This is a genomic window from Pseudomonas sp. PDM09 (genome assembly GCF_014852305.1).
Taxonomy (GTDB): Bacteria; Pseudomonadota; Gammaproteobacteria; order Pseudomonadales; family Pseudomonadaceae; genus Aquipseudomonas.
The window spans coordinates 84,358-104,190 of sequence record NZ_JACVBI010000010.1 but is presented as its reverse complement, the minus strand read 5'-3'; the positions used below and the strand labels follow the sequence as shown (position 1 = coordinate 104,190).

21 protein-coding genes are annotated in these 19,833 nt (G+C 59.1%); 12 read left to right on the top strand and 9 right to left on the bottom strand.

Annotated elements, in window-relative coordinates:
• Nucleotides 1-255: 255 nt before the first annotated feature.
• Nucleotides 256-1,677: an amino acid permease gene (locus tag IB250_RS22880; protein ID WP_192345685.1), complete on the bottom strand. Its 1,422-nt coding sequence runs from the start codon at nucleotides 1,675-1,677 to the stop codon at nucleotides 256-258.
• Nucleotides 1,678-2,624: 947 nt separating this feature from the next.
• Between IB250_RS22880 and IB250_RS22875 the strand changes: the two genes are divergently transcribed.
• Both IB250_RS22875 and IB250_RS22870 read left to right on the top strand, forming a co-directional pair.
• The gene (locus IB250_RS22875; protein ID WP_192345684.1) at nucleotides 2,625-2,762 is read left to right on the top strand and encodes a hypothetical protein; all 138 of its coding nucleotides are present in this window, start codon (nucleotides 2,625-2,627) and stop codon (nucleotides 2,760-2,762) included.
• 67 nt (nucleotides 2,763-2,829) lie between these two features.
• Complete coding sequence (locus IB250_RS22870; RefSeq protein ID WP_192345683.1) at nucleotides 2,830-3,795, top strand: leucyl aminopeptidase; 966 nt, start codon at nucleotides 2,830-2,832, stop codon at nucleotides 3,793-3,795.
• Between the two features lie 183 nt (nucleotides 3,796-3,978).
• Here the strand turns inward: IB250_RS22870 and rluB are convergent, their stop codons facing one another.
• From rluB to IB250_RS22845, 5 genes are all read right to left on the bottom strand, one after another.
• Complete coding sequence (gene rluB, locus IB250_RS22865) at nucleotides 3,979-5,244, bottom strand: 23S rRNA pseudouridine(2605) synthase RluB (RefSeq protein ID WP_192345682.1); 1,266 nt, start codon at nucleotides 5,242-5,244, stop codon at nucleotides 3,979-3,981.
• A gap of 300 nt (nucleotides 5,245-5,544) precedes the next feature.
• Nucleotides 5,545-6,519 carry an SMC-Scp complex subunit ScpB gene (gene scpB / locus IB250_RS22860; protein WP_192345681.1) on the bottom strand — a complete coding sequence of 325 codons (975 nt, stop codon included), beginning with the start codon at nucleotides 6,517-6,519 and terminating at the stop codon, nucleotides 5,545-5,547.
• Nucleotides 6,520-6,530: 11 nt separating this feature from the next.
• On the bottom strand, nucleotides 6,531-7,289 hold the full coding sequence (locus tag IB250_RS22855; RefSeq protein WP_192345791.1) for a segregation and condensation protein A: 759 nt from the start codon (nucleotides 7,287-7,289) through the stop codon (nucleotides 6,531-6,533).
• 60 nt (nucleotides 7,290-7,349) lie between these two features.
• Complete coding sequence (locus tag IB250_RS22850; RefSeq protein WP_192345680.1) at nucleotides 7,350-7,979, bottom strand: L-threonylcarbamoyladenylate synthase; 630 nt, start codon at nucleotides 7,977-7,979, stop codon at nucleotides 7,350-7,352.
• 13 nt (nucleotides 7,980-7,992) lie between these two features.
• The gene (locus IB250_RS22845; RefSeq protein WP_192345679.1) at nucleotides 7,993-8,856 is read right to left on the bottom strand and encodes a PHP domain-containing protein; all 864 of its coding nucleotides are present in this window, start codon (nucleotides 8,854-8,856) and stop codon (nucleotides 7,993-7,995) included.
• 87 nt (nucleotides 8,857-8,943) lie between these two features.
• Here IB250_RS22845 and IB250_RS22840 point away from each other — a divergent pair, with 87 nt between their 5' ends.
• From IB250_RS22840 to IB250_RS22815, 6 genes are all read left to right on the top strand, one after another.
• Complete coding sequence (locus IB250_RS22840) at nucleotides 8,944-9,540, top strand: septation protein A (RefSeq protein ID WP_123495966.1); 597 nt, start codon at nucleotides 8,944-8,946, stop codon at nucleotides 9,538-9,540.
• Nucleotide 9,541: 1 nt separating this feature from the next.
• Nucleotides 9,542-9,841, top strand: coding sequence for a YciI family protein (locus IB250_RS22835; RefSeq protein WP_008074905.1), 300 nt, complete (start codon nucleotides 9,542-9,544; stop codon nucleotides 9,839-9,841).
• Nucleotides 9,842-9,951: 110 nt separating this feature from the next.
• The gene (locus IB250_RS22830; protein ID WP_192345678.1) at nucleotides 9,952-10,365 is read left to right on the top strand and encodes a translation initiation factor 2; all 414 of its coding nucleotides are present in this window, start codon (nucleotides 9,952-9,954) and stop codon (nucleotides 10,363-10,365) included.
• Nucleotides 10,366-10,372: 7 nt separating this feature from the next.
• The gene (locus IB250_RS22825) at nucleotides 10,373-11,050 is read left to right on the top strand and encodes a response regulator transcription factor (protein WP_007895023.1); all 678 of its coding nucleotides are present in this window, start codon (nucleotides 10,373-10,375) and stop codon (nucleotides 11,048-11,050) included.
• 366 nt (nucleotides 11,051-11,416) lie between these two features.
• Nucleotides 11,417-11,866 (top strand): Spy/CpxP family protein refolding chaperone, encoded by a 450-nt coding sequence (locus IB250_RS22820; RefSeq protein ID WP_192345677.1) that lies wholly within the window; start codon nucleotides 11,417-11,419, stop codon nucleotides 11,864-11,866.
• A 176-nt stretch (nucleotides 11,867-12,042) separates the two neighbouring features.
• Nucleotides 12,043-13,383, top strand: coding sequence for an ATP-binding protein (locus IB250_RS22815; RefSeq protein WP_192345676.1), 1,341 nt, complete (start codon nucleotides 12,043-12,045; stop codon nucleotides 13,381-13,383).
• Nucleotides 13,384-13,507: 124 nt separating this feature from the next.
• On the opposite strand, the gene IB250_RS22810 is transcribed toward IB250_RS22815, so the two are convergent.
• Complete coding sequence (locus IB250_RS22810; RefSeq protein WP_192345675.1) at nucleotides 13,508-14,074, bottom strand: NAD(P)H nitroreductase; 567 nt, start codon at nucleotides 14,072-14,074, stop codon at nucleotides 13,508-13,510.
• Between the two features lie 122 nt (nucleotides 14,075-14,196).
• Between IB250_RS22810 and IB250_RS22805 the strand changes: the two genes are divergently transcribed.
• A complete protein-coding gene (locus IB250_RS22805; RefSeq protein ID WP_192345674.1) occupies nucleotides 14,197-15,651 on the top strand; it encodes a TrkH family potassium uptake protein in 1,455 nt (484 codons plus the stop codon).
• Here IB250_RS22805 and IB250_RS22800 read toward each other — a convergent pair.
• A complete protein-coding gene (locus IB250_RS22800) occupies nucleotides 15,608-16,669 on the bottom strand; it encodes an AraC family transcriptional regulator (RefSeq protein ID WP_225603743.1) in 1,062 nt (353 codons plus the stop codon). The two genes, IB250_RS22805 and IB250_RS22800, sit on opposite strands and share 44 nt — an antisense overlap.
• A 158-nt stretch (nucleotides 16,670-16,827) precedes the next feature.
• Here IB250_RS22800 and IB250_RS22795 point away from each other — a divergent pair, with 158 nt between their 5' ends.
• Together IB250_RS22795 and IB250_RS22790 are read left to right on the top strand one after the other, a co-directional pair.
• Nucleotides 16,828-17,139 carry an Mpo1-like protein gene (locus IB250_RS22795; RefSeq protein ID WP_192345673.1) on the top strand — a complete coding sequence of 104 codons (312 nt, stop codon included), beginning with the start codon at nucleotides 16,828-16,830 and terminating at the stop codon, nucleotides 17,137-17,139.
• A gap of 156 nt (nucleotides 17,140-17,295) precedes the next feature.
• Nucleotides 17,296-17,886 carry an HD domain-containing protein gene (locus IB250_RS22790; RefSeq protein ID WP_192345672.1) on the top strand — a complete coding sequence of 197 codons (591 nt, stop codon included), beginning with the start codon at nucleotides 17,296-17,298 and terminating at the stop codon, nucleotides 17,884-17,886.
• 96 nt (nucleotides 17,887-17,982) lie between these two features.
• Here IB250_RS22790 and IB250_RS22785 read toward each other — a convergent pair whose 3' ends face one another.
• Nucleotides 17,983-18,798, bottom strand: a complete 816-nt coding sequence (locus IB250_RS22785) for a UDP-2,3-diacylglucosamine diphosphatase (RefSeq protein WP_192345671.1) — start codon at nucleotides 18,796-18,798, stop codon at nucleotides 17,983-17,985.
• A gap of 136 nt (nucleotides 18,799-18,934) precedes the next feature.
• On the opposite strand from IB250_RS22785, the gene IB250_RS22780 reads away from it, so the two are divergent.
• Nucleotides 18,935-19,693, top strand: coding sequence for a helix-turn-helix transcriptional regulator (locus IB250_RS22780; RefSeq protein WP_192345670.1), 759 nt, complete (start codon nucleotides 18,935-18,937; stop codon nucleotides 19,691-19,693).
• Nucleotides 19,694-19,833 lie beyond the last annotated feature (140 nt).

Sequence of the window (19,833 nt, the reverse complement as noted above, 5' to 3'; positions counted from 1 at the left end):
CAGGATACCGCGAATGATGGATTGACCGGGCCGACCCTTTCGCGGACATGTATGGAATGTTCGCCGTACGCAGGACCAAATGTGGGAGCGGGCTTGCTCGCGAAAGCGGTGTGTCAGGCAATATTGATGTCGACTGATACTCCGCTTTCGCGAGCAAGCCCGCTCCCACAAGGGGTCCGTGCAAGTCCAAAGTTTTTTGCATCGCCCACAAAAAACCCGGCACATGGCCGGGTTTGTTGTTTCTGCGCTTTGCACTTACTTGGCTGCGGAACCTGCAGCCTGCAACGCATTTTGCGCACTACGCTTGTTCTTGATGCCGTAGCAGATCCACATGAACGCGACCCACACTGGAATCGCATACACCGAGATCTGGATGCCCGGGATCAGCAGCATCACGCCAAGGATGAACACCACGAACGCCAGGCAAACATAGTTGCCGTACGGGTACCACAGGGCCTTGAACAGCGGCGTCTGTTTGGTCTTGTCCATGTGCTGACGGAACTTGAAGTGCGAGAAGCTGATCATCGCCCAGTTGATCACCAGGGTGGCCACCACCAACGACATCAACAGTTCCAGCGCATGTTGCGGAACCAGGTAGTTCAGCAGCACGGCGACCAGGGTCACGGCAGCCGACGCCAGAATCGAACGCACCGGCACGCCACGCTTGTCGATCTTCGACAAGGCCTTTGGTGCATCGCCCTGCTCGGCCATGCCCAGCAGCATGCGGCTGTTGCAGTAGGTGCCGCTGTTGTACACCGACAGCGCCGCGGTCAGGACCACGAAGTTGAGGATGTGCGCGGCGGTGTTGCTGCCGAGCATCGAGAACACTTGCACGAACGGGCTACCGCTGTAGGCATCGCCGGACGCGTTCAGCGTCGTCAGCAGGCTGTCCCAAGGCGTCAGCGACAACAGAACCACCAATGCACCGATGTAAAAAATCAGGATCCGGTAGATCACCTGGTTGATCGCTTTCGGGATCACGGTTTTCGGTTTGTCGGCTTCGGCTGCGGTGAAACCGAGCATTTCCAGGCCGCCGAAGGAGAACATGATGATCGCCATGGCCATCACCAGACCGCTGACGCCGTTCGGGAAGAATCCGCCGTGTTCCCACAGGTTGGTTACGGAGGCTTGTGGGCCGCCGTTGCCGCTGACCAGCAGGTAACTGCCGAGCGCAATCATGCCGACGATGGCCACGACCTTGATGATCGCAAACCAGAACTCCGCCTCACCGAAGACTTTGACGTTGGCCAGGTTGATCAGGTTGATCAATACAAAGAACCCGGCTGCCGATACCCAGGTCGGGATATCCGGCGCCCAGTAGTGGATGTATTTGCCGACCGCGGTCAGCTCGGACATGCCCACCAGGATGTACAGAATCCAGCAGTTCCAGCCCGACAGGAAGCCGGCAAAACCGCCCCAGTATTTGTGCGCGAAGTGGCTGAACGAACCGGCGACCGGCTCTTCGACGATCATTTCGCCTAGTTGGCGCATGATCATGAAAGCGATGAAGCCGCAGATGGCGTAGCCGAGGATCATCGACGGGCCAGCGGATTTGAGCACGCCGGCCGAGCCGAGGAACAACCCGGTACCGATCGCGCCACCGAGGGCGATCAGTTGAATATGGCGATTTTTCAGGCCGCGTTTCAGCTCGCCTGAATGCGAGTTTTGTCCACTCATGAAAAGGGTCTCACGCAAGGTTTGATGATGTTCAGTAGACGTTGCTGCTCGGTTGCGATTTCAAGCAGCGCCGATCAAACCCCAGCGCAGGCACCAGGAGTTCAGCGTTTTTACGACAGTCATGCGTCACCTGTTTGTTTTTATCTGTGACGAAATCGAACCCGACACGCTCGTGACGCGGCGGAGTGAACAAGGCGGATAGCCTTGAGGTTTGCGCTGTTGCGCAGAGGGTCACAGTTAAAACGCGGCGCATTGTACACCTGTAACCCCCTGCTGCCAGACACCGCTGGATCAGCGCGTCGGTTGCCGGGATTGCCTGTGTCCGCCTCGAGAGTCTCGGGCGACTGCAAAAATTGAGTCAGACCTTTGCAGGTCATCGATAAGGGCAGCGGAAAAATCGCCCTTGGGGGAGAGATGGAGATGAGTCACGGCGTACATTGCGCCTCCTTCTTGTTATGCACCTGCACGACAGGCATGGGGGGCATCTCACCCTTCATACGCTGCTGAAACAAGCGCGCCAGAGCCCTTGCAGACTACAAACTCGCCGGCTGACGGCAGGTTTTCCTTACAGACCTTTCCCTTGCGGCATTCCACGGGGTTTGAGAGCCCTTTTCGTAAGGTTTTATTGACAAGGCGTAACGTAAATTTTCCAAATCAGATCCAGAAGCCCACTGACTGTAAATTGACGATAGGAAGCTTCCTAAGGAAATTTTCGGCTTAGTTTTCTGTTTTTTATTAAGAAAATTGGCTTTCGAAAAATGGAACAAATAGTTCAAATGAAAATTGTTTAATTATTTTTTTGCATTCCAAAACCCTGTGAACTAGGTTTTCAGCGACTTGCCGAACTGCATCGCCCGGCACGTTGACGCGCTCTTCAACGAGTGAAAAGCACGCCGCTGTTCTTACCGAAGCTGTTCTTACCAAAGAAGTCATCTAGGAGATTCACCATGCAAGCACTGGACAAAAACCTGGACACTGAACTGCAACTGGACGATTGGTTTGAAGCACCGACCCACGAAGCTGCCGTCGAAATGATGCAAGCCGACGCGGTTGTTCCGTTCGGCACGGCGATGTGGCCTCTGTAAGACATCCCGGCAGGCACGATCCGGCCGGTCGTGCCTGCCACTTTCTCGGTTTGTCAGGGAGGACTACATGGATAAGCAACGCGCCATCTCGCATTTCCTTTACTACCTCGAACATCACCCTGCCGTTGCCGGTATCAATCCGGCGAAAGTCTTGCTCGGCCATACCGCTGATTACGAGGCGCACACCTGCGCCATCGCCGAACAGGCCGGTAACAGCCCACGGTTCAGCTTCAGCGCGATGCGTCTGGACCTCGAACCCACCGAGTTGCTGGCCCAGGCAATTACCGACAGCGATCTGTACATTTTTTTCTACGACTCTTCCACCCTGCCCAACCCGCGTCCCGACGGCCCGGAGTTTGTCCGTGCACTGCAAGACGTGATGGCGCAGAACTGGAAGAAGTCATTGCTGTTCAAGGATTACGGCGATTACTTCTACGACACCTTCAGTGTCACCCCGCAGCGAATTGCCGGGTTGAATAGCCACTTGATCCAGCGCATGTCCCACGCCACCACCCTGAGCTTCAAAGATGATCACGGGTCGTGGTTCGAAACACCCTTGAGCAGTATCAAGAAGTGGACCGACATCAACGGTATCGGCAACTTCGACCTGGCGCCCGGCGAGATCGCTACTCATAGCGAGGCCATTAATGGGCGGGTGAAGTTTATGGGGACTTTCCTCAGTACGATTCCGTTTGCCCGCAAGTACGGCGTATTGGCGTCACCGCTGGAGTTGTGGATCGAGAACTCTACTATCAGCAAAATCGCCACCGATGTGCCGGGGCTGGAACATGACTTCAACAAGTACCTGGACGCCAATCCGTCCAATCGGCGAATCGAGGAACTGGGGATCGGCACCAACGAAGGCGTGAAAGATTTGTATGCGCGCAATGCCGGGTTCGAGGAGCGCCATTGCGGTTTGCACCTGGGTCTGGGTGGAGGTGCCAAGGGTAGCCATCATTTGGATCTGATCTTCTCCAGTGGCGTGTTGGCCCTGGATGATGACCCACTGTTTGATCGGCGGTTTGTGTTTTAAGCGAGATTAAGGGTGTTCGGACCGACGCCTTCGCGGGCAAGCCTCGCTCCTACAGGTACAGCAGTGTCCTTGTAGGAGCGAGGCTTGCCCGCGAAGAGGCCCTCACAAACACCACAAAACTAAAGACAGCCCAAAAAAAAACGCCATCCCGAGGGATGGCGTTTTTCATGCAGCGCTCACCGATTACTCAGGCTTGCGACGACCGAAGCCCGGGCGCTGGCCGGAACCGGCTGGTGCACCGCGGCGTTTGCCCGATGGCGCGTCACGGTCGACCAGGACGATGCCTGGGCGTTTCTTCGGCGCCGGCTTGGCCGGGCGCTTGGTGTCGGCCGGGCGGTCTGCCACGGGCGTACCACGACCGGCAGGCGCACCGCGATCGCTGCGACCACCGGACGGCGCGCCACGGCCTTCGCCACGCTCAGTGCGACCGTTGGCCGGACGTGGCGTGCGTGGACTGCGCTCGCCGTCCTGACGTGGTGCTGGCTTGCGGGCCGGGCGTTCGCCTTCGATCTGTGGCTCGCGGGATTCGCGCGGGCTGGCGGCGGTCGAACCCGCAGCTGGACGCAGGGTACGCACGCGTTCGGTCTTGCCCACCGGACGGGACGATTTGCGCTGCATACGCTCAAGCTTGTCTTTGCTCTTGGCGTTCATTTGCGGCATCGCCACCGGGGTCAGGCCGACTTCAGCACTGAGAATGTCGACTTCGTACTGGCTCATTTCGCGCCAGCGGCCCATCGGCAGGTCGGAGTTGAGGAACACCGGACCGAAACGCACGCGCTTCAGGCGGCTGACCACCAGGCCCTGGGATTCCCACAGACGACGGACTTCGCGGTTACGACCTTCCATCACCACGCAGTGGTACCAGTGGTTGAAACCTTCGCCACCCGGAGCCTGTTTGATGTCGGTGAACTTGGCCGGGCCGTCTTCGAGCACCACGCCTGCCTTCAGGCGTTCAATCATCTCGTCGTCGACTTCGCCACGTACACGTACCGCGTATTCACGGTCCATTTCGTAGGAGGGGTGCATCAGGCGGTTGGCCAATTCCCCGTCGGTGGTGAACATCAGCAAACCGGTGGTGTTGATGTCCAGACGACCGATGTTGATCCAGCGACCTTCTTTGGGGCGCGGCATCTTGTCGAACACGGTCGGACGACCTTCAGGGTCGTTACGGGTGCAGATTTCACCATCGGGTTTGTTGTACATGATCACGCGGCGTACCGACTCGGCGGCTTCTTCGCGCTTGATCACCCGGCCATCGATGGTGATGGCGTCATGCAGGTCGACGCGCTGGCCGAGGGTGGCGTCTTTGCCATTGACCTTGATGCGGCCGTGGCTGATCCAGGCTTCTACGTCACGGCGCGAGCCGACGCCGATACGGGCGAGGACTTTCTGCAGCTTTTCGCCTGCTGGGCCGATTTCCTGGTCGTCTTTCTGGTCGTTGATACTCATCTGGGCACCTCCCGGTGTGGTCTGTTCAGGCTTGTGCCTGAAGATGTGAAAGCTGGTCGTTTGACGAAGAGATCGCCAAAGGGTCGCGAATCATACGCTCATGGAGACGTTCGCGCATCAGAGACTAGCTGATGAATGAAGAGTTACCCGGATTTCCGCCGACTGGTGGCCGCCGAGTTTGAATTCGATACAGATCCAATGTGGGAGCGGGCTTGCTCGCGAAGGCGTTGTGTCAGGCAGCATCGATATTGAATGTGCCGCCCCCTTCGCGAGCAAGCCCGCTCCCACATTGGGTTCGTGTCAGTCTTCGAGTAGGCGGCGTTCGTTTTCGATCGCTTCGGCGAGGGCCTTGGCTTCGGCTTCTTCGTCGGTCAATTCGGGCTCGGGTTTCGGCTGTTCGAGCGCGGCGACAGCGGCCAGGAGCTTTTCGCGAGCCTCGGCGACACCAAGAATGTCGTCTTCCTGCTCTGGTTCGACTTCGGCGTCAGCCTCGACCTGAGGTCCAACTTCGGTTTCAGGCTCGGGTTGAACCGACTCCCCTTCCGTCTCGGTCATCGCCCCATCGCGCAACAAATCGTCGAAGTCGGTCTTGAGCCCCTCTTCCATGGTGTCCAGTTCCAGCAACAGAGTGTGGAAACTGGTTTCTTCCTTGGGTTCTTCCGGCTCGGCGCTGGCATCAGCCAATTCCTGCAGGCTGGCAGGCACGGGCGCGTCGTCAAAATCGAGCACAGGATCGGGTTCAAGTTCGCGCAGTTCAGCCAGCGGCGGCAGGTCGTCGAGATTCTTCAGGTTGAAGTGATCGAGAAACGCCTTGGTGGTGGCGAACATCGCCGGTTTGCCGGGTACGTCGCGGTAACCGACGATGCGGATCCACTCACGCTCCAGCAGGGTTTTCACGATGTGGCTGTTGACGGCCACGCCGCGCACGTCTTCGATCTCGCCCCGGGTGATCGGCTGGCGATACGCGATCAGGGCCATGGTTTCGAGCATGGCGCGGGAATAGCGTTGCGGCCGCTCTTCCCACAAACGTCCGACCCACGGCGCGAACTTTTCGCGGATCTGCAGGCGATACCCGGAGGCGACTTCCTTCAACTCGAAAGCACGGCCATCGCAGGATTTGGCCAGAATCGTCAGCGCTTTCTTGAACACAGGGGGCTCGGGCCGCTCGCCTTCTTCGAAGAGTTCGAACAGGCGTTCAAGCGATTGCGGTTTTCCCGAGGCCAACAGAAAGGCTTCAAGCAGTGGCGCCAGCTCGCGGGGTTCAGTCAGGTTCATGATTCAACTCGTTATTCGGCTCGGGCCCGGACATGGATCGCCGCGAACGGCTCATTCTGCACCAGCTCGACCAAGGATTCCTTGACCAGTTCGAGGATCGCCATAAAGGTCACCACCACCCCCAGGCGCCCTTCTTCAGCGGTGAACAGCTCGACAAAAGGCACAAAACCGCCGCCCTTGAGCCGTTCCAGTACATCGCTCATGCGCTCGCGGGTGGACAGCGCTTCACGGCTGATCTGGTGGCTTTCGAACATGTCGCCACGGCGCAAGACCTCGGCCATGGACATCAGCAACTCTCCCAGACTCACATCCGGCAACAGCTTGCGCGCCCGGGCTTCAGGGGCGTCGAGCTTGGGCACCACCACGTCGCGGCCGACGCGACTCAAGCCATCGATGCCTTCGGCTGCAGCCTTGAAGCGCTCGTATTCCTGCAAGCGGCGAATCAGCTCGGCGCGAGGATCGTCCTCTTCGTCTTCGATCGTCTCGGCACGGGGTAACAGCATCCGCGATTTGATCTCGGCGAGCATCGCGGCCATCACCAGGTACTCGGCGGCCAGCTCCAGGCGCACCGACTGCATCAACTCGACATAGCCCATGTACTGCCGGGTGATTTCCGCCACCGGGATGTCGAGGATGTTGATGTTCTGTTTGCGGATCAGGTACAGCAGCAAGTCGAGCGGGCCTTCGAAGGCCTCAAGAAAGACTTCGAGCGCATCCGGCGGGATGTACAGGTCCAGCGGCATTTCCATGACCGCCTGGCCATAGACCATGGCGAAAGGCAGTTCTTGCTGGGCGCCGGCCTGGCTGTCGACGGGTTCTACTGCAGACATCTAGGCCTCGGCCATGAAAGGCGCAGGGTCGCCGCAACCGACACGGATGATTTCCGGTTCGCCGTCGGCGAGGCTGATCACGGTGGACGCCTTGATCCCGCCGAAACCGCCGTCGATGATCAGGTCGACCTGATGCTCAAGCAACTGGCGCATTTCGTAAGGATCGCTCAACGGGTCGGTGTCGCCTGGCATGATCAGGGTCACGCTCATCAGCGGCTCGCCGAGTTCTTCCAGCAATGCCAGGGCAATCGGATGGCTTGGCACACGCAGGCCGATGGTGCGTTTTTTCGGGTGCAACAACAGCCGCGGGACTTCGCGGGTGGCGTTGAGAATGAAGGTGTAAGGGCCAGGCAAGTGAGCCTTGAGCACACGGAAGGTGCCGGTGTCGATCTTGGCAAACAGCCCCAACTGCGACAGGTCGCTGCAAATCAGCGCGAAGTTGTGCTTATCATCCAGCTGACGCAGCCGACGCACACGCTCCACGGCGTTTTTGTCGCCGATCTGGCAACCAATGGCGTAGGAAGAGTCTGTGGGATAAATCACCACCCCGCCGTTGCGGATGATCTCGACAGCCTGTTTGATCAGGCGCGCTTGCGGGTTTTCCGGATGAATCTGGAAAAATTGACTCACATTCTCTACCTGTTCAGACGACGGCAATAATTGGGTCATGTTTGAATCGACACCACAGTGGTGGCAGATCCTCCGGAACCGGGCGGTATTCACCGATCTCGGACCAGCCTCCAGGGCCATGAAAATCACTGCCGGCGCTGACCAGCAGACCAAACTCGCGGGCTAGAATCGCCAAACTGCCCACCTGCTCGGCGGGTTGATGGCCATTGACCACTTCTATCGCGTGGCCCCCTGCTTGAATATAGTCGGCAATCAGGCGACGACGCTTGCTGCGAGTGAAATCGTAGTGCCAGGGATGCGCCAGGCTGACCCAGGCGCCCGCGGCGCGCAGGGTTGCAACGGTGTCTTCCAGGGTCGGCCAGTGTTGTTTGACGTCGCCCAGTTTGCCGGCGCCCAGCCATTTGCGGAACGCTTCGGCGCGATCCTTGACGAAACCTTCACGCACCATCCAGTCGGCGAAGTGCGGACGGGCCGGCGCGTTGCCGCTGTCGCCCAGCTCCTGTTGAATGGCCCGAGCGCCGTCGAGCGCCCCCGGCATGCCCTTCAACGCCAACTTGCGGCTTATTTCTTCGGACCGTAACCAGCGGCCATCGTGCAATGTTGCGATGGCCTCGACCAACGGCGGCGCATTGACGTCGAAACCGTAGCCCAGCACATGGATGGTTGCCCCGCCCCAGGTGCAGGACAATTCGACGCCATTGACCAGTTGCATCCCCAGCGCCGTTGCGGCGCTACGGGCCTCGTCGAGGCCTTCAAGGGTGTCGTGATCGGTCAAGGCCAGGACTCGCACGCCTTTCTCGAACGCACGCGCAACCAGTACCGCAGGCGCGAGGGCGCCGTCGGAAGCCGTGCTATGGCAGTGCAAATCAACATTCACAGGACTGTGTAACCTCAAATCAGCTGACGCTATCGCGCGTCAATATGTTTGTTATTATGCCGCCACATCCTGCTTCTGGCTGCCACTGTGAAACAATTCATCGACTTCATCCCGCTTCTGCTGTTTTTCATCGTCTTCAAAATCGATCCACGGGTCGTCGATATCGGCGGTTATCAACTGTCTGTCGGTGGTATTTACAGCGCCACCGCCGTGCTGATCATCAGCTCCCTGGTGGTCTACGGCACGCTGTTCATCAAGCAGCGCAAGCTGGAGAAGAGCCAGTGGCTGACCCTCATCGCCTGCCTGGTCTTCGGTAGCCTGACCCTGGCGTTCCACAGCGAGACCTTCCTGAAATGGAAAGCCCCGGTGGTCAACTGGCTGTTCGCCCTCGGGTTCATCGGCAGCCACTTCATCGGTGACCAACTGCTGATCAAACGCATCATGGGCCACGCACTGACCCTGCCGGAGCCGGTCTGGACCCGTCTGAACATCGCCTGGATCGGGTTTTTCCTGTTTTGCGGTGCCGCCAACCTGTTTGTTGCGTTCACCTTCCAGAGCTACTGGGTCGACTTCAAAGTCTTCGGCAGCCTGGGCATGACGTTGCTGTTCCTGGTCGCCCAGGGCATTTACCTGTCCCGCCACCTGCACGACGCTGATACCACCACGCCAAAAACCGAGGACTGACATGCTTTACGCAATCATTGCCACAGACGTCGCCAACTCCCTGCAAGCCCGCCTGGCCGCACGGCCTGCGCACCTTGAGCGCCTGCAAGTGCTTAAAGGCGAAGGTCGTATCGTACTGGCCGGCCCGCACCCGGCCGTCGACAGCAATGATCCGGGCGCGGCGGGTTTCACCGGCAGCCTGATCGTCGCTGAATTCGATTCGCTGAGCGCCGCACAGGCCTGGGCCGATGCCGACCCGTACATTGCCGCAGGCGTCTACGCCAACGTTTTGGTCAAGCCGTTCAAGCAAGTCCTGCCGTAAAGTCCTTCAGCGCGATGAACCTTGTCGGTTCATCGCGCGTTCAATCGCTCATTATTCTCGTTTACCGGCCGACAACCTGCCCAATACTCGTATTGGAATCAGGAGTTGCGATGCGCAAAGGTCCGTTGTGTCTGATGTTGGTGACGTTGTCGATCATGGCGCCCGCCCATGGTGAAGAAAGCGCCAATGGCGGTAGTTCAACGCCGCTGTCCTTGAGCGCCGGCAGCCAGATCACCGAGTTGCAGCAGCGCTTGAAGGTAAGCGAACAGCAACGAGAAGAACTGAACAAACAACTGCAAAATACCGATAGCGAACGCGAAAGCGCTCAGTTGAGCCGGTTGCGCCAGGAGAATCAGCGCCTCAAGCTGCAACTCAAGGAGGCTCAGGCCAGCAGCCCGCTGCCACGCCTGCTGACAGATCAGCAGCAATGGTTCGTGATTGGGGGCGCAGTAGCGCTATTGGCCCTTCTCTGCGGTATCTTCGCCAGTGGTGCAACCAGAAAACGTCGGCAATGGCTAAATTGAGTGAGTCATGAGCGAGCTGTTATTAATTGATGATGACCAGGAGCTGTGTGAGCTCCTGAGTAGTTGGCTGAGCCAGGAAGGCTTTCAGGTCCGCGCCTGCCACGATGGCCAGAGCGCGCGCCGTGCGTTGGCTGAAACGTCCCCGGCGGCCGTGGTGCTGGACGTGATGCTGCCGGACGGCAGTGGCCTGGAACTGCTCAAGCAACTGCGCAACGACCATCCGGATTTGCCAGTGCTGATGCTTTCGGCCCGTGGTGAACCGCTGGATCGCATTCTCGGCCTGGAACTCGGTGCCGATGATTACCTGGCCAAACCGTGCGACCCACGAGAGCTGACAGCCCGCCTGCGCGCAGTGTTGCGCCGCAGTCATCCGACGGCAGTTTCCAGCCAGCTCGAATTGGGTGACTTGTGCTTCAGCCCGGTGCGTGGCGTGGTCAGCATCGATGAACAGGAGTTCACCCTCACCGTCTCCGAAAGCCGCCTGCTCGAAGCCCTGCTCAAGCAGCCCGGCGAACCGCTGGATAAACAGGAGCTGGCGCAAATCGCCCTCGGTCGCAAACTGACCCTGTACGACCGCAGCCTGGACATGCACGTGAGCAACCTGCGCAAAAAAATCGGCCCACACCCCGACGGTCGCCCACGCATCGTGGCCCTGCGCAGTCGCGGTTACTACTACAGCCTCTGAATCTGACGCGCCTTTGTAGCAGCTGTCGAGCCCCAGCGAGGCTGCGTTCGGCTCTGTAGTAGCTGTCGAGCCTGCGAGGCTGCGTTCGGCTGCGCAGCAGTCGTGATCCGCTTGACGCGGTGTATCTGAAAGAACATGCAAACAGGTTTTACGACTGCTGCGCAGCCGAACGCAGCCTCGCTGGGGCTCGACAGCTGCTACGAAGGCCATGTTTCGTCAGAGAGAAATCGGCGAAGTGTTGGAATTGTCAGGAAGGTAGAAAATCGTCTTTACCCAAGCTTTACGCTCCGCTGACCGCCGCTGACCTTGATCTGCGTAATCTGCACACATCCGGAACGTACCGGGAACGAGACAAGGAGATACACCATGCGCAAGACTCTTATCGCTCTGATGTTTGCTGCCGCCCTGCCGACCGTTGCCATGGCCATGCCTGAAGGCGCAGGTCCCATGGGTGACCACATGGACGGCTCACGCCACGGCGGTCAGATGCACGGCATGCACGGTAAAGGCCCTTACAGCCAACTGGACCTGAGCCGCGAACAGCGCGATCAAATCCGCAAGATCATGGGCGAGCAGATGCATGAGCGTCAGCAACTGGTCGACAAGTACCTGGAAAAACTCTCGCCAGCCGATCAGAAAGCCCTGAAAGACGAGATGGCGGCCAAGCACAAGAAAGCCGAAGCCGACGTTCGCGCACTGCTGAAACCGGATCAACAGAAGCAATTCGACGAGATCCAGAAGAAAAAGGCTGAGCGTCGCGCCGAATGGGCCGAGTTCAAGGCCTGGAAAGCGCAGCAAGCGCAAAAAGCGCAATAATGCGCTAACCCCGGACCCGACGACTAAACCCCCGTTGGGTCTGATACCACTCAGTCTAATGTGGGAGCGGGCTTGCTCGCGAAGGCGGTGTGTCAGGTAAAGCATTTGCTGACTGACACACCGCCTTCGCGAGCAAGCCCGCTCCCACATGGATTTGCGCTAGTTGAGGATTTTCTGTGCGCTCATTGTTCTGGCGTATTCTGGCCAGCTTCTGGCTGGCCATCGCTCTGGTTGCAGGGCTTTCCATTCTGCTCGGGCACATGCTCAACCAGGACGCGTGGATTCTCAGTCGCCACCCTGGCCTCAACACCTTGGCCGAACAGTGGACGCAAACCTACGAAAGCCAGGGCGAAGAAGCCGCCCAAGACATTCTGGAGCAGCGCAAGCGTCAATATCACATCAACGTTCAAGTACTCAACGAGGCAGGTGACCCGGTGGTACGCGGCACCTTTCCACGGCGAGCGGCGGCCTTCGAGGCACGGCAGAACCATGAAGATCGACGCCTGCCATGGCGGCGTCTGACCGATGAATACACCAGCGCCAAGACAGGCGACACCTATCTGCTGATCTATCGCGTCCCGCACCCGGAACTGGACGCCTGGCACCGCGAAAGCCTGCTCTGGCCGTTGAGTGCACTGGGCATCGCACTGGTGGTGTTGACTCTGTTCAGCTTGCTGGTGACCTTTTCCATCACGCGACCACTGAGCCGTTTACGAAGCGCCGTGCATGACCTGGGGCAGACAACGTATCAACAAAACAGCCTGGCGAAACTGGCCAACCGCCGCGATGAATTCGGTGTGCTGGCCAACGACTTCAATCGCATGGGCGCACGCCTGCAAAGCCTGATCGGCAGCCAGCGACAATTACTGCGGGACGTGTCTCACGAATTACGCTCACCCTTGGCCCGACTGCGCATTGCCTTGGCACTGGCCGAGCGGGCCAACCCTGAGGAGCGGGAAAAACTCTGGCCACGCCTGACCCGTGAATGCGATCGACTGGAAGCGTTGATCAGCGAAATCCTGGTACTGGCGCGCGTCGATGCCGACAACGCCAGTGCTGAAGAGGTCGATCTCAATGCGCTGCTCACTACCCTGCAAAAAGATGCGCAGTTGGGTTCGCCCGAACAGAACGTGCACCTTGAGGTCGAGCCACAACTGAACCTCAAAGGCTGGCCGACCATGATCGAGCGTGCCGTGGACAACCTGCTACGCAATGCCCAGCGCTTTAACCCGGTCGGGCAACCGATTGAAATGCAGGCGTCTCGCCAGGGCGACAGGATTGTCGTCAGCGTGCGCGATCACGGTCCCGGCGTAGAAACCGAGCATTTGAATCTGTTGGCCGAACCCTTCTATCGGGCACCGGGGCAGACAGCGGCCGGGCATGGCCTCGGGCTGGCCATTGCGCGTCGTGCGGCGGAGCGCCATGGCGGCAGTCTGGTGCTGGCCAATCATCCGGAGGGCGGATTTGTTGCCAGTCTGGAATTGCCGTTGGTGCCGGGGGCTTTGGTGCAGCCATAAGTGCAGTGGTGATGCAAAAAGATCGCAGCCTCGTTTCACTCGACAGCTCCTACACAGCTCCTACAGATGTACATATATCCCTGTAGGAGCTGTCGAGTGAAACGAGGCTGCGATCTTTTGATCTTCAGGCCTTACCGGGCCAGGCGCTGACAAACTCGGCCAGATCGACCTTCTCCGCCACCCGCGGCTCTTTCTGCGGCGTGCCCAGGTAAAGAAACGCAATCACCTCTTCCCCTTCCGCCAATCCCAAACCTTTGGCCACATGCGCCGAATAAGCCAGCTCACCGGTGCGCCACACCGCGCCAATGCCTTGCGCATAGGCCGCCAGCAAAATCCCGTGAGCTGCACAACCGGCCGCCAACAGTTGCTCGGACTTGGGATACTTGGCGTGCTCCTGCAAACGCGCAATCACCACAATCACCAGCGGCGCACGCAGCGGGCCGTTGCGCGCCTTGTCTAGCAAGGCTTCGGACACATCACGGTCTTGCAGCTTCGCCGCCTCGGCCAACAACTCACCCATTTGCTCGCGCGCTGCGCCTTCGACTGTCAGAAAACGCCAAGGCTGCAAGTGGCCATGGTCTGGTGCGCGCATCGCGGCGGCAAACAGCACTTCGCGCTGCTCGGCAGTGGGTGCCGGATCAAGCAGTCGTGGGACGGAAACACGGTTGAGCAAAGCGTCGAGAGCCTGCATCGGCCACCTCCTGTAGAAAATGTTTGGCTATTCTAGCGTCAACTGTCGCGACGGCGTCGGTTTACATGCCCTGCCCCGCAGGTAGAATGGCGCCCTTCTTACTATCAGCCCGAGCGGATTTCATGGCGTTGCCGACCTTACGGATCATTGGTTTCATCATCGGCATCTTCCTGATCACGCTGGCCATCGCCATGGTTATACCCATGGCCACCCTGGTGATCTTCGAACGCACCAGCGACCTGCCGTCGTTCCTTTGGGCCAGCATGATTACCTTTGTCGCAGGCCTGGCCCTGGTGATACCCGGGCGCCCCGAGCACATCCATCTGCGTCCGCGAGACATGTACCTGCTGACCGTCAGTAGCTGGCTGGTGGTGTGCATATTCGCCGCCCTGCCGTTCCTGCTGACCCAGAAAATCAGCTACACCGACTCGTTCTTCGAAAGCATGTCCGGCATCACCGCCACCGGAGCGACGGTACTCACGGGCCTGGACAACATGTCTCCCGGTATCCTGATGTGGCGTTCATTACTGCACTGGATTGGTGGCATTGGTTTTATCGGCATGGCGGTAGCGATTCTGCCACTGCTGCGCATCGGTGGCATGCGGCTGTTTCAGACCGAGTCGTCGGACCGTTCCGAAAAAGTCATGCCCCGTTCGCACATGGTGGCGCGTTTGATCGTTGCGGCCTACGTCGGCATCACCATTTTCGGCAGCCTGGCGTTCTGGTGGGCCGGGATGAACCTGTTCGACGCCATCAACCATGCGATGTCAGCGATTTCCACCGGTGGTTTCTCGACCTCCGACCAGTCTTTGGCCAAGTGGCCGGAGCCTGCTGTGCATTGGGTCGCGATCGTCATCATGATTCTCGGTGCCCTGCCGTTCACCCTGTATGTCGCCACGTTACGCGGTAACCGTCGGGCACTGATCAAGGATGAACAGGTTCAAGGGCTGCTCGGTATGTTGCTGGTGACTTGGCTGGTACTCGGCACCTGGTACTGGTGGACTACCCAGCTGCATTGGCTGGAAGCCTTGCGGCATGTGGCGCTGAACGTGACATCGGTGGTGACCACCACCGGTTTTGCACTGGGGGACTACAGCCTCTGGGGCAACTTCTCACTGATGCTGTTCTTTTATCTGGGGTTTGTTGGCGGCTGCTCGGGTTCGACCGCTGGCGGGATCAAGATTTTCCGCTTCCAGGTTGCCTACATTCTGCTCAAGGCCAACCTTAACCAGTTGATTCACCCGCGCGCGGTGATCAAGCAGAAATACAACGGCCACCGTCTCGACGAAGAGATCGTGCGCTCGATCCTGACCTTTTCGTTCTTCTTCGCCATCACCATTTGCGTTATCGCACTGCTGCTGTCGCTACTGGGCGTGGACTGGATGACAGCGCTGACCGGCGCGGCCGCCACGGTGTCTGGCGTAGGCCCGGGGCTTGGCGAAACGATCGGCCCGGCGGGTAACTTCGCCAGCCTGCCGGATGCCGCGAAGTGGATTCTCTCGTTCGGCATGCTGCTGGGCCGGCTGGAGATCATTACGGTGTTTGTCCTGTGTATCCCGGCGTTCTGGCGTCACTGATCCGCATGGGCGCTTCCATCAGCCGCGTCCGGTATTCGCCGGGGGTGGAATCGAACCAGCGTCGGAAGGCGCGGAAGAAGTTGCTCGGATCGGCAAACCCCAGCAGGTAGGCAATTTCCAGCAGGGTCATGTTCGGTTGCGCCAGGTATTGCTCGGCCAGTTCACGTCGGGTGTCATCCAGCAAGGTCTGAAAACTCGTGCCTTCTTCCTGCAAGCGACGCTGCAAGGTGCGTTGCGACAAGTGCAGCGTCTGGGCCACCGTATCACGCTTGGGTTCACCCTGAGGCAGCAGACGGCATAACACCTGCCGTGCCTTGTGGGTCACGCGGCTCTCGGAAAACCGCACCAGGTACTCGCCGGCAAACCGGTCGTGCAGCCGCGCCATGGCCTCGTTGGCGGTGGGCAGCGGTGCCTCCATGTCGGCGCGCTCGAAGATCAAGGCGTCATAAGGCGCGTTGAACATCAACGGGGCATGAAAGGCTTGTTTATAAGGTTCAAGATCAACAGGGTTAGCGCCTTGCAGCAAGACCTTGCGCGGCTGCAGCGTACGACCGGTCAGCCAGCCGCAAAGTGCCAGGGCGCAGGCCATTGATGCTTCGGCACTCTGTCGGGTCGGCGGCAGGTGGTCGCCATGCACCGTCAGAATCAGCGCATACCCCTCATCCAGCAATCGGAAACTCAGGTCGGCACTTTCGGCGATGATTCGCTGATAACGCACCAGACGTTGAAAGCCTTCAGCCAGGGTCTGGCTGGACATCAACGCATAACCGGCAACATGGAAGGACGCCGGTCGCACCACCTTGCCCATGTTCAGTCCGATCGCCGGGTTGCCGGACAGCTCGACCGCGCGCTGCCAGAGCCGCGTCATGGAGTCTTGCGGGAAGCGCGCATCCGGGTCATCCAGTGCCGCATAGTCGAGCCCTAGCTGCTTGAACAGAACCCGGCAATCCAGGCCGTCCATTTCCAGTGCTTTGACAATCCCCATCGCCCAGCTTGCAGAAGTCGTTCGTTCGCTCATGGCGTTTACTACGTAATGGCCGCATGCCACGACCCAATACCCAAGGATACTAAAGTGGCGCCTATTGTCACTGGCTGATACCAATGATCACTCTAGACTTAAATAAGCTACCCGCAGAGCAACTTGTCGCGTGCACAGCCACCACAGAGATCGCAGTCGTGGAAAACATCAAGCGCTTCAATAGCTTCGCTGAGTTTTACCCGTATTACCTCAGCGAACATCGCAACAGCACCTGTCGACGATTGCACTTTGTCGGCACCTCTCTGGTTATCTTCATTCTGGCGCTGACCATCGGCAACAGCGCCTGGTGGATGTTGCTGGCCCTGCCGCTGGCCGGTTATAGCTTCGCCTGGGTCGGGCATTTCTTCTTCGAGAAGAATCGCCCTGCCACCTTCCAGCATCCTCTTTACAGCCTGCTCGGCGATTTCGTCATGTACCGCGACATGATTCTGGGTCGAGTGCCGTTCTAGGGGGCGTTCTCAATTAGTTTCCCCTCCGCGCCGGAACTAATTGAGAATGCCCCCTAGGCTCCATGGGCCACAAAAGCGTCTTGTGTAGCCAATGCAGCGTTGGATCCAAGTCCTACACTCAACACATCCCTTTCGATCAGAACAAGAGGATAGCCGATGAATGCCCATGCCCGTTTTACCCATATGCAGGACGGCACGCAGGAAGACTGGGCGATCATCGCCGCAGATTTCAGCGCCTATGCCCGGCAATTGCCCAAACGGATCGTGGCGCACCTGAAGTTACTGGAGGGGGATTTCGGCGGTTTCCCGGTGGATCGTCTGACCCACTCCCTGCAAACCGCCAGCCGCGCCTGGCGCGATGGTCGCGACGAAGAATACGTGGTCTGCGCCCTGCTCCATGACATCGGCGACACGCTGGGCTCCTACAATCACCCGGACATCGCCGCGGCGATCCTCAAGCCGTTCGTCAGCGCCGAGAACCTGTGGATGGTGGAGAAGCATGGGATTTTCCAGGGTTATTACTTTTTTCATCACCTGGGCATGGATCGGCATTTGCGCGAGCAATTCAGCGGTCATCCGCAGTACCAGGCGACCATCGAATTTTGCGCCCGGTACGATGCGGCGGCGTTTGATCCGGCGTACGACACGCTGCCGCTGAGCTTCTTCGAACCGATGATGGAGCGGCTGTTTGCACAGCCGAAGAATTCGATCTACAAGGCGGCGATGGAAGAGCATTCGCCGGCCTAAGATCAAAAGATCGCAGCCTTCGACAGCTCCTACAAGGAAACGCGATCCCCTGTAGGAGCTGCCGAAGGCTGCGATCTTTTGATTTTGCTTTGTCTTCTATACCGGCTCCGCGACCTTCACCGCCTTCAACTCGGCCTCCCGTGCCTGGGCATCGGCCAACCGATACAGCTCGATCGAGCCATCCCAATGCTCGATCAGTGCCGTGCACGACTCCACCCAATCCCCGCAATTGAGGTAATCCACCCCGCCAACCTTGCGAATCTCGGCATGGTGAATGTGCCCGCACACCACGCCGTGCAACTCGCGTTTGACGCATTCGTGGGCGATGGCTTCTTCAAAATCACTGATGAAGCTGACGGCTGTCTTGACCTTGTGCTTGAGGTACGCCGACAACGACCAGTAGCCGTAGCCATAACGGGCACGCCAATGGTTGAGCCAGCGGTTGAGCGTCAGGGTGAATTCGTAGGCCGAATCGCCGAGAAACGCCAACCAGCGGTGGTAGCGGGTGATCACGTCGAACTGGTCGCCGTGAATCACCAGCAGATGACGGCCATCGGCGGTCACATGCACGGCTTCGTCCACTAACTGGATGTTGCCCAAAATCAGCTTCGAATAACGGCGCAGGAATTCGTCATGGTTGCCGGTGACGTAGATCACTTCTGTGCCGCGCTTGCTCATGGTCAGCAGGCGACGAATCACATTGGTATGCGCTTGCGGCCAATACATGCCGCTGCGCAGTTTCCAGCCGTCGATGATGTCGCCGACCAGGTAGATCTTGTCGGTGTGGTAGCCCTTGAGAAATTGCGACAGGTGTTCGGCCTGGCAGTCCCGGGTGCCCAAATGCACATCGGAAATCCACAAGGTCCGCACACGTTGCTTACGGCTGGGTTTGGCGAGCTCGGCGCTGGTCATGGGCAACCCTCAGGACAAGTTTTGGCAAGCTTGCGCCGGTCGAGTGAATTGCCCATGACAGTGGCAAGTCAGTCTTGTGACAGCGCGAGTCGGGCCGCACCCGGTGTAGACTGGCGACCTGCACAGGAGACCTGCGATGAGACCGATCCTCACGCTACGCCAGTACACCCACGACCTGATCGTCCACAGCCACGACCACGCGCAACTGGTGTTCGGGCTGTCGGGCGCACTGGACTTCGAGGTCGAAGGGCGTGGTAGTCAGGTGGTGCAGCAGAGTTTCGTGGTGGTGCCGTCGGGCGCGCATCATGCCTGCGACAGCGCCCATGGCAGTCGTTGCCTGGTACTGGATGTGCCGAGCGACCAGTGGGTTTCGCAGTCCCTTGGCGATCACGCCGAAGCCAGTCGCCGCTTGCTCGACAATGCCGGGCGCCTGTCGCTGGACGCCGGGCAAAGCCAACTGGTGAGTTGGCTGGCAGGCAGTCAGATCAAAGATCCGCTGATTGCGCAGCAAGGCGCGGTGCTGTTGCTGGCCAGCCTGAACAACGCCAAACCTGACAGGGCAGGCGGTCGGCGTCTGCCTTATGCAGCGCTGAATGCGCACATCGATCAATACGCGGCCTATCCACTGCAAGTCGCCGATCTGGCGCGCATTGCCGGCCTGTCCAGTGCCCGGTTGCATGCGCGGTTCGTGGCGGAATGCGGGCAAACGCCGATGGACTACATTCGCAGTCGTCGGCTGCACATTGCCGTGGGCCTGTTGCGCGATTCGGCGTTGCCCATTGGCGAAATCGCCTGTCGGGTTGGTTACAGCTCGCAGAGTGCGTTCGCCGCGGCAATGCTGCGTGAGTTCGGAGCCTCGCCCGGTAAATTGCGCCGCGAGGCTGGCGACAAATGACGCGAGTCTGGCGACAGACATAACCAAGCGCTGCGCGATTAAATGTAGCAGCTGGCGAAGCCTGCGTTCGAGCGCGAAGCGGTCGCAATCGGAACAATGTGGTTTGCCTGGCACTGCGCATGCGCTGGTTTTACGACCGC

What these genes read in the sequence shown, in the direction of transcription:
- IB250_RS22800 (WP_225603743.1), bottom strand. Translation starts at nt 16,669, where the DNA reads ATGAGCGAACGAACGACTTCTGCAAGCTGGGCGATGGGGATTGTCAAA.
- IB250_RS22870 (WP_192345683.1), top strand. Translation starts at nt 2,830, where the DNA reads ATGGATAAGCAACGCGCCATCTCGCATTTCCTTTACTACCTCGAACAT.
- IB250_RS22830 (WP_192345678.1), top strand. Translation starts at nt 9,952, where the DNA reads ATGCGCAAAGGTCCGTTGTGTCTGATGTTGGTGACGTTGTCGATCATG.
- rluB (WP_192345682.1), bottom strand. Translation starts at nt 5,244, where the DNA reads ATGAGTATCAACGACCAGAAAGACGACCAGGAAATCGGCCCAGCAGGC.
- IB250_RS22835 (WP_008074905.1), top strand. Translation starts at nt 9,542, where the DNA reads ATGCTTTACGCAATCATTGCCACAGACGTCGCCAACTCCCTGCAAGCC.
- IB250_RS22805 (WP_192345674.1), top strand. Translation starts at nt 14,197, where the DNA reads ATGGCGTTGCCGACCTTACGGATCATTGGTTTCATCATCGGCATCTTC.
- IB250_RS22785 (WP_192345671.1), bottom strand. Translation starts at nt 18,798, where the DNA reads ATGACCAGCGCCGAGCTCGCCAAACCCAGCCGTAAGCAACGTGTGCGG.
- IB250_RS22780 (WP_192345670.1), top strand. Translation starts at nt 18,935, where the DNA reads ATGAGACCGATCCTCACGCTACGCCAGTACACCCACGACCTGATCGTC.
- IB250_RS22790 (WP_192345672.1), top strand. Translation starts at nt 17,296, where the DNA reads ATGAATGCCCATGCCCGTTTTACCCATATGCAGGACGGCACGCAGGAA.
- IB250_RS22810 (WP_192345675.1), bottom strand. Translation starts at nt 14,074, where the DNA reads ATGCAGGCTCTCGACGCTTTGCTCAACCGTGTTTCCGTCCCACGACTG.
- IB250_RS22855 (WP_192345791.1), bottom strand. Translation starts at nt 7,289, where the DNA reads ATGGTCTATGGCCAGGCGGTCATGGAAATGCCGCTGGACCTGTACATC.
- IB250_RS22880 (WP_192345685.1), bottom strand. Translation starts at nt 1,677, where the DNA reads ATGAGTGGACAAAACTCGCATTCAGGCGAGCTGAAACGCGGCCTGAAA.
- scpB (WP_192345681.1), bottom strand. Translation starts at nt 6,519, where the DNA reads ATGAACCTGACTGAACCCCGCGAGCTGGCGCCACTGCTTGAAGCCTTT.
- IB250_RS22825 (WP_007895023.1), top strand. Translation starts at nt 10,373, where the DNA reads ATGAGCGAGCTGTTATTAATTGATGATGACCAGGAGCTGTGTGAGCTC.
- IB250_RS22820 (WP_192345677.1), top strand. Translation starts at nt 11,417, where the DNA reads ATGCGCAAGACTCTTATCGCTCTGATGTTTGCTGCCGCCCTGCCGACC.
- IB250_RS22875 (WP_192345684.1), top strand. Translation starts at nt 2,625, where the DNA reads ATGCAAGCACTGGACAAAAACCTGGACACTGAACTGCAACTGGACGAT.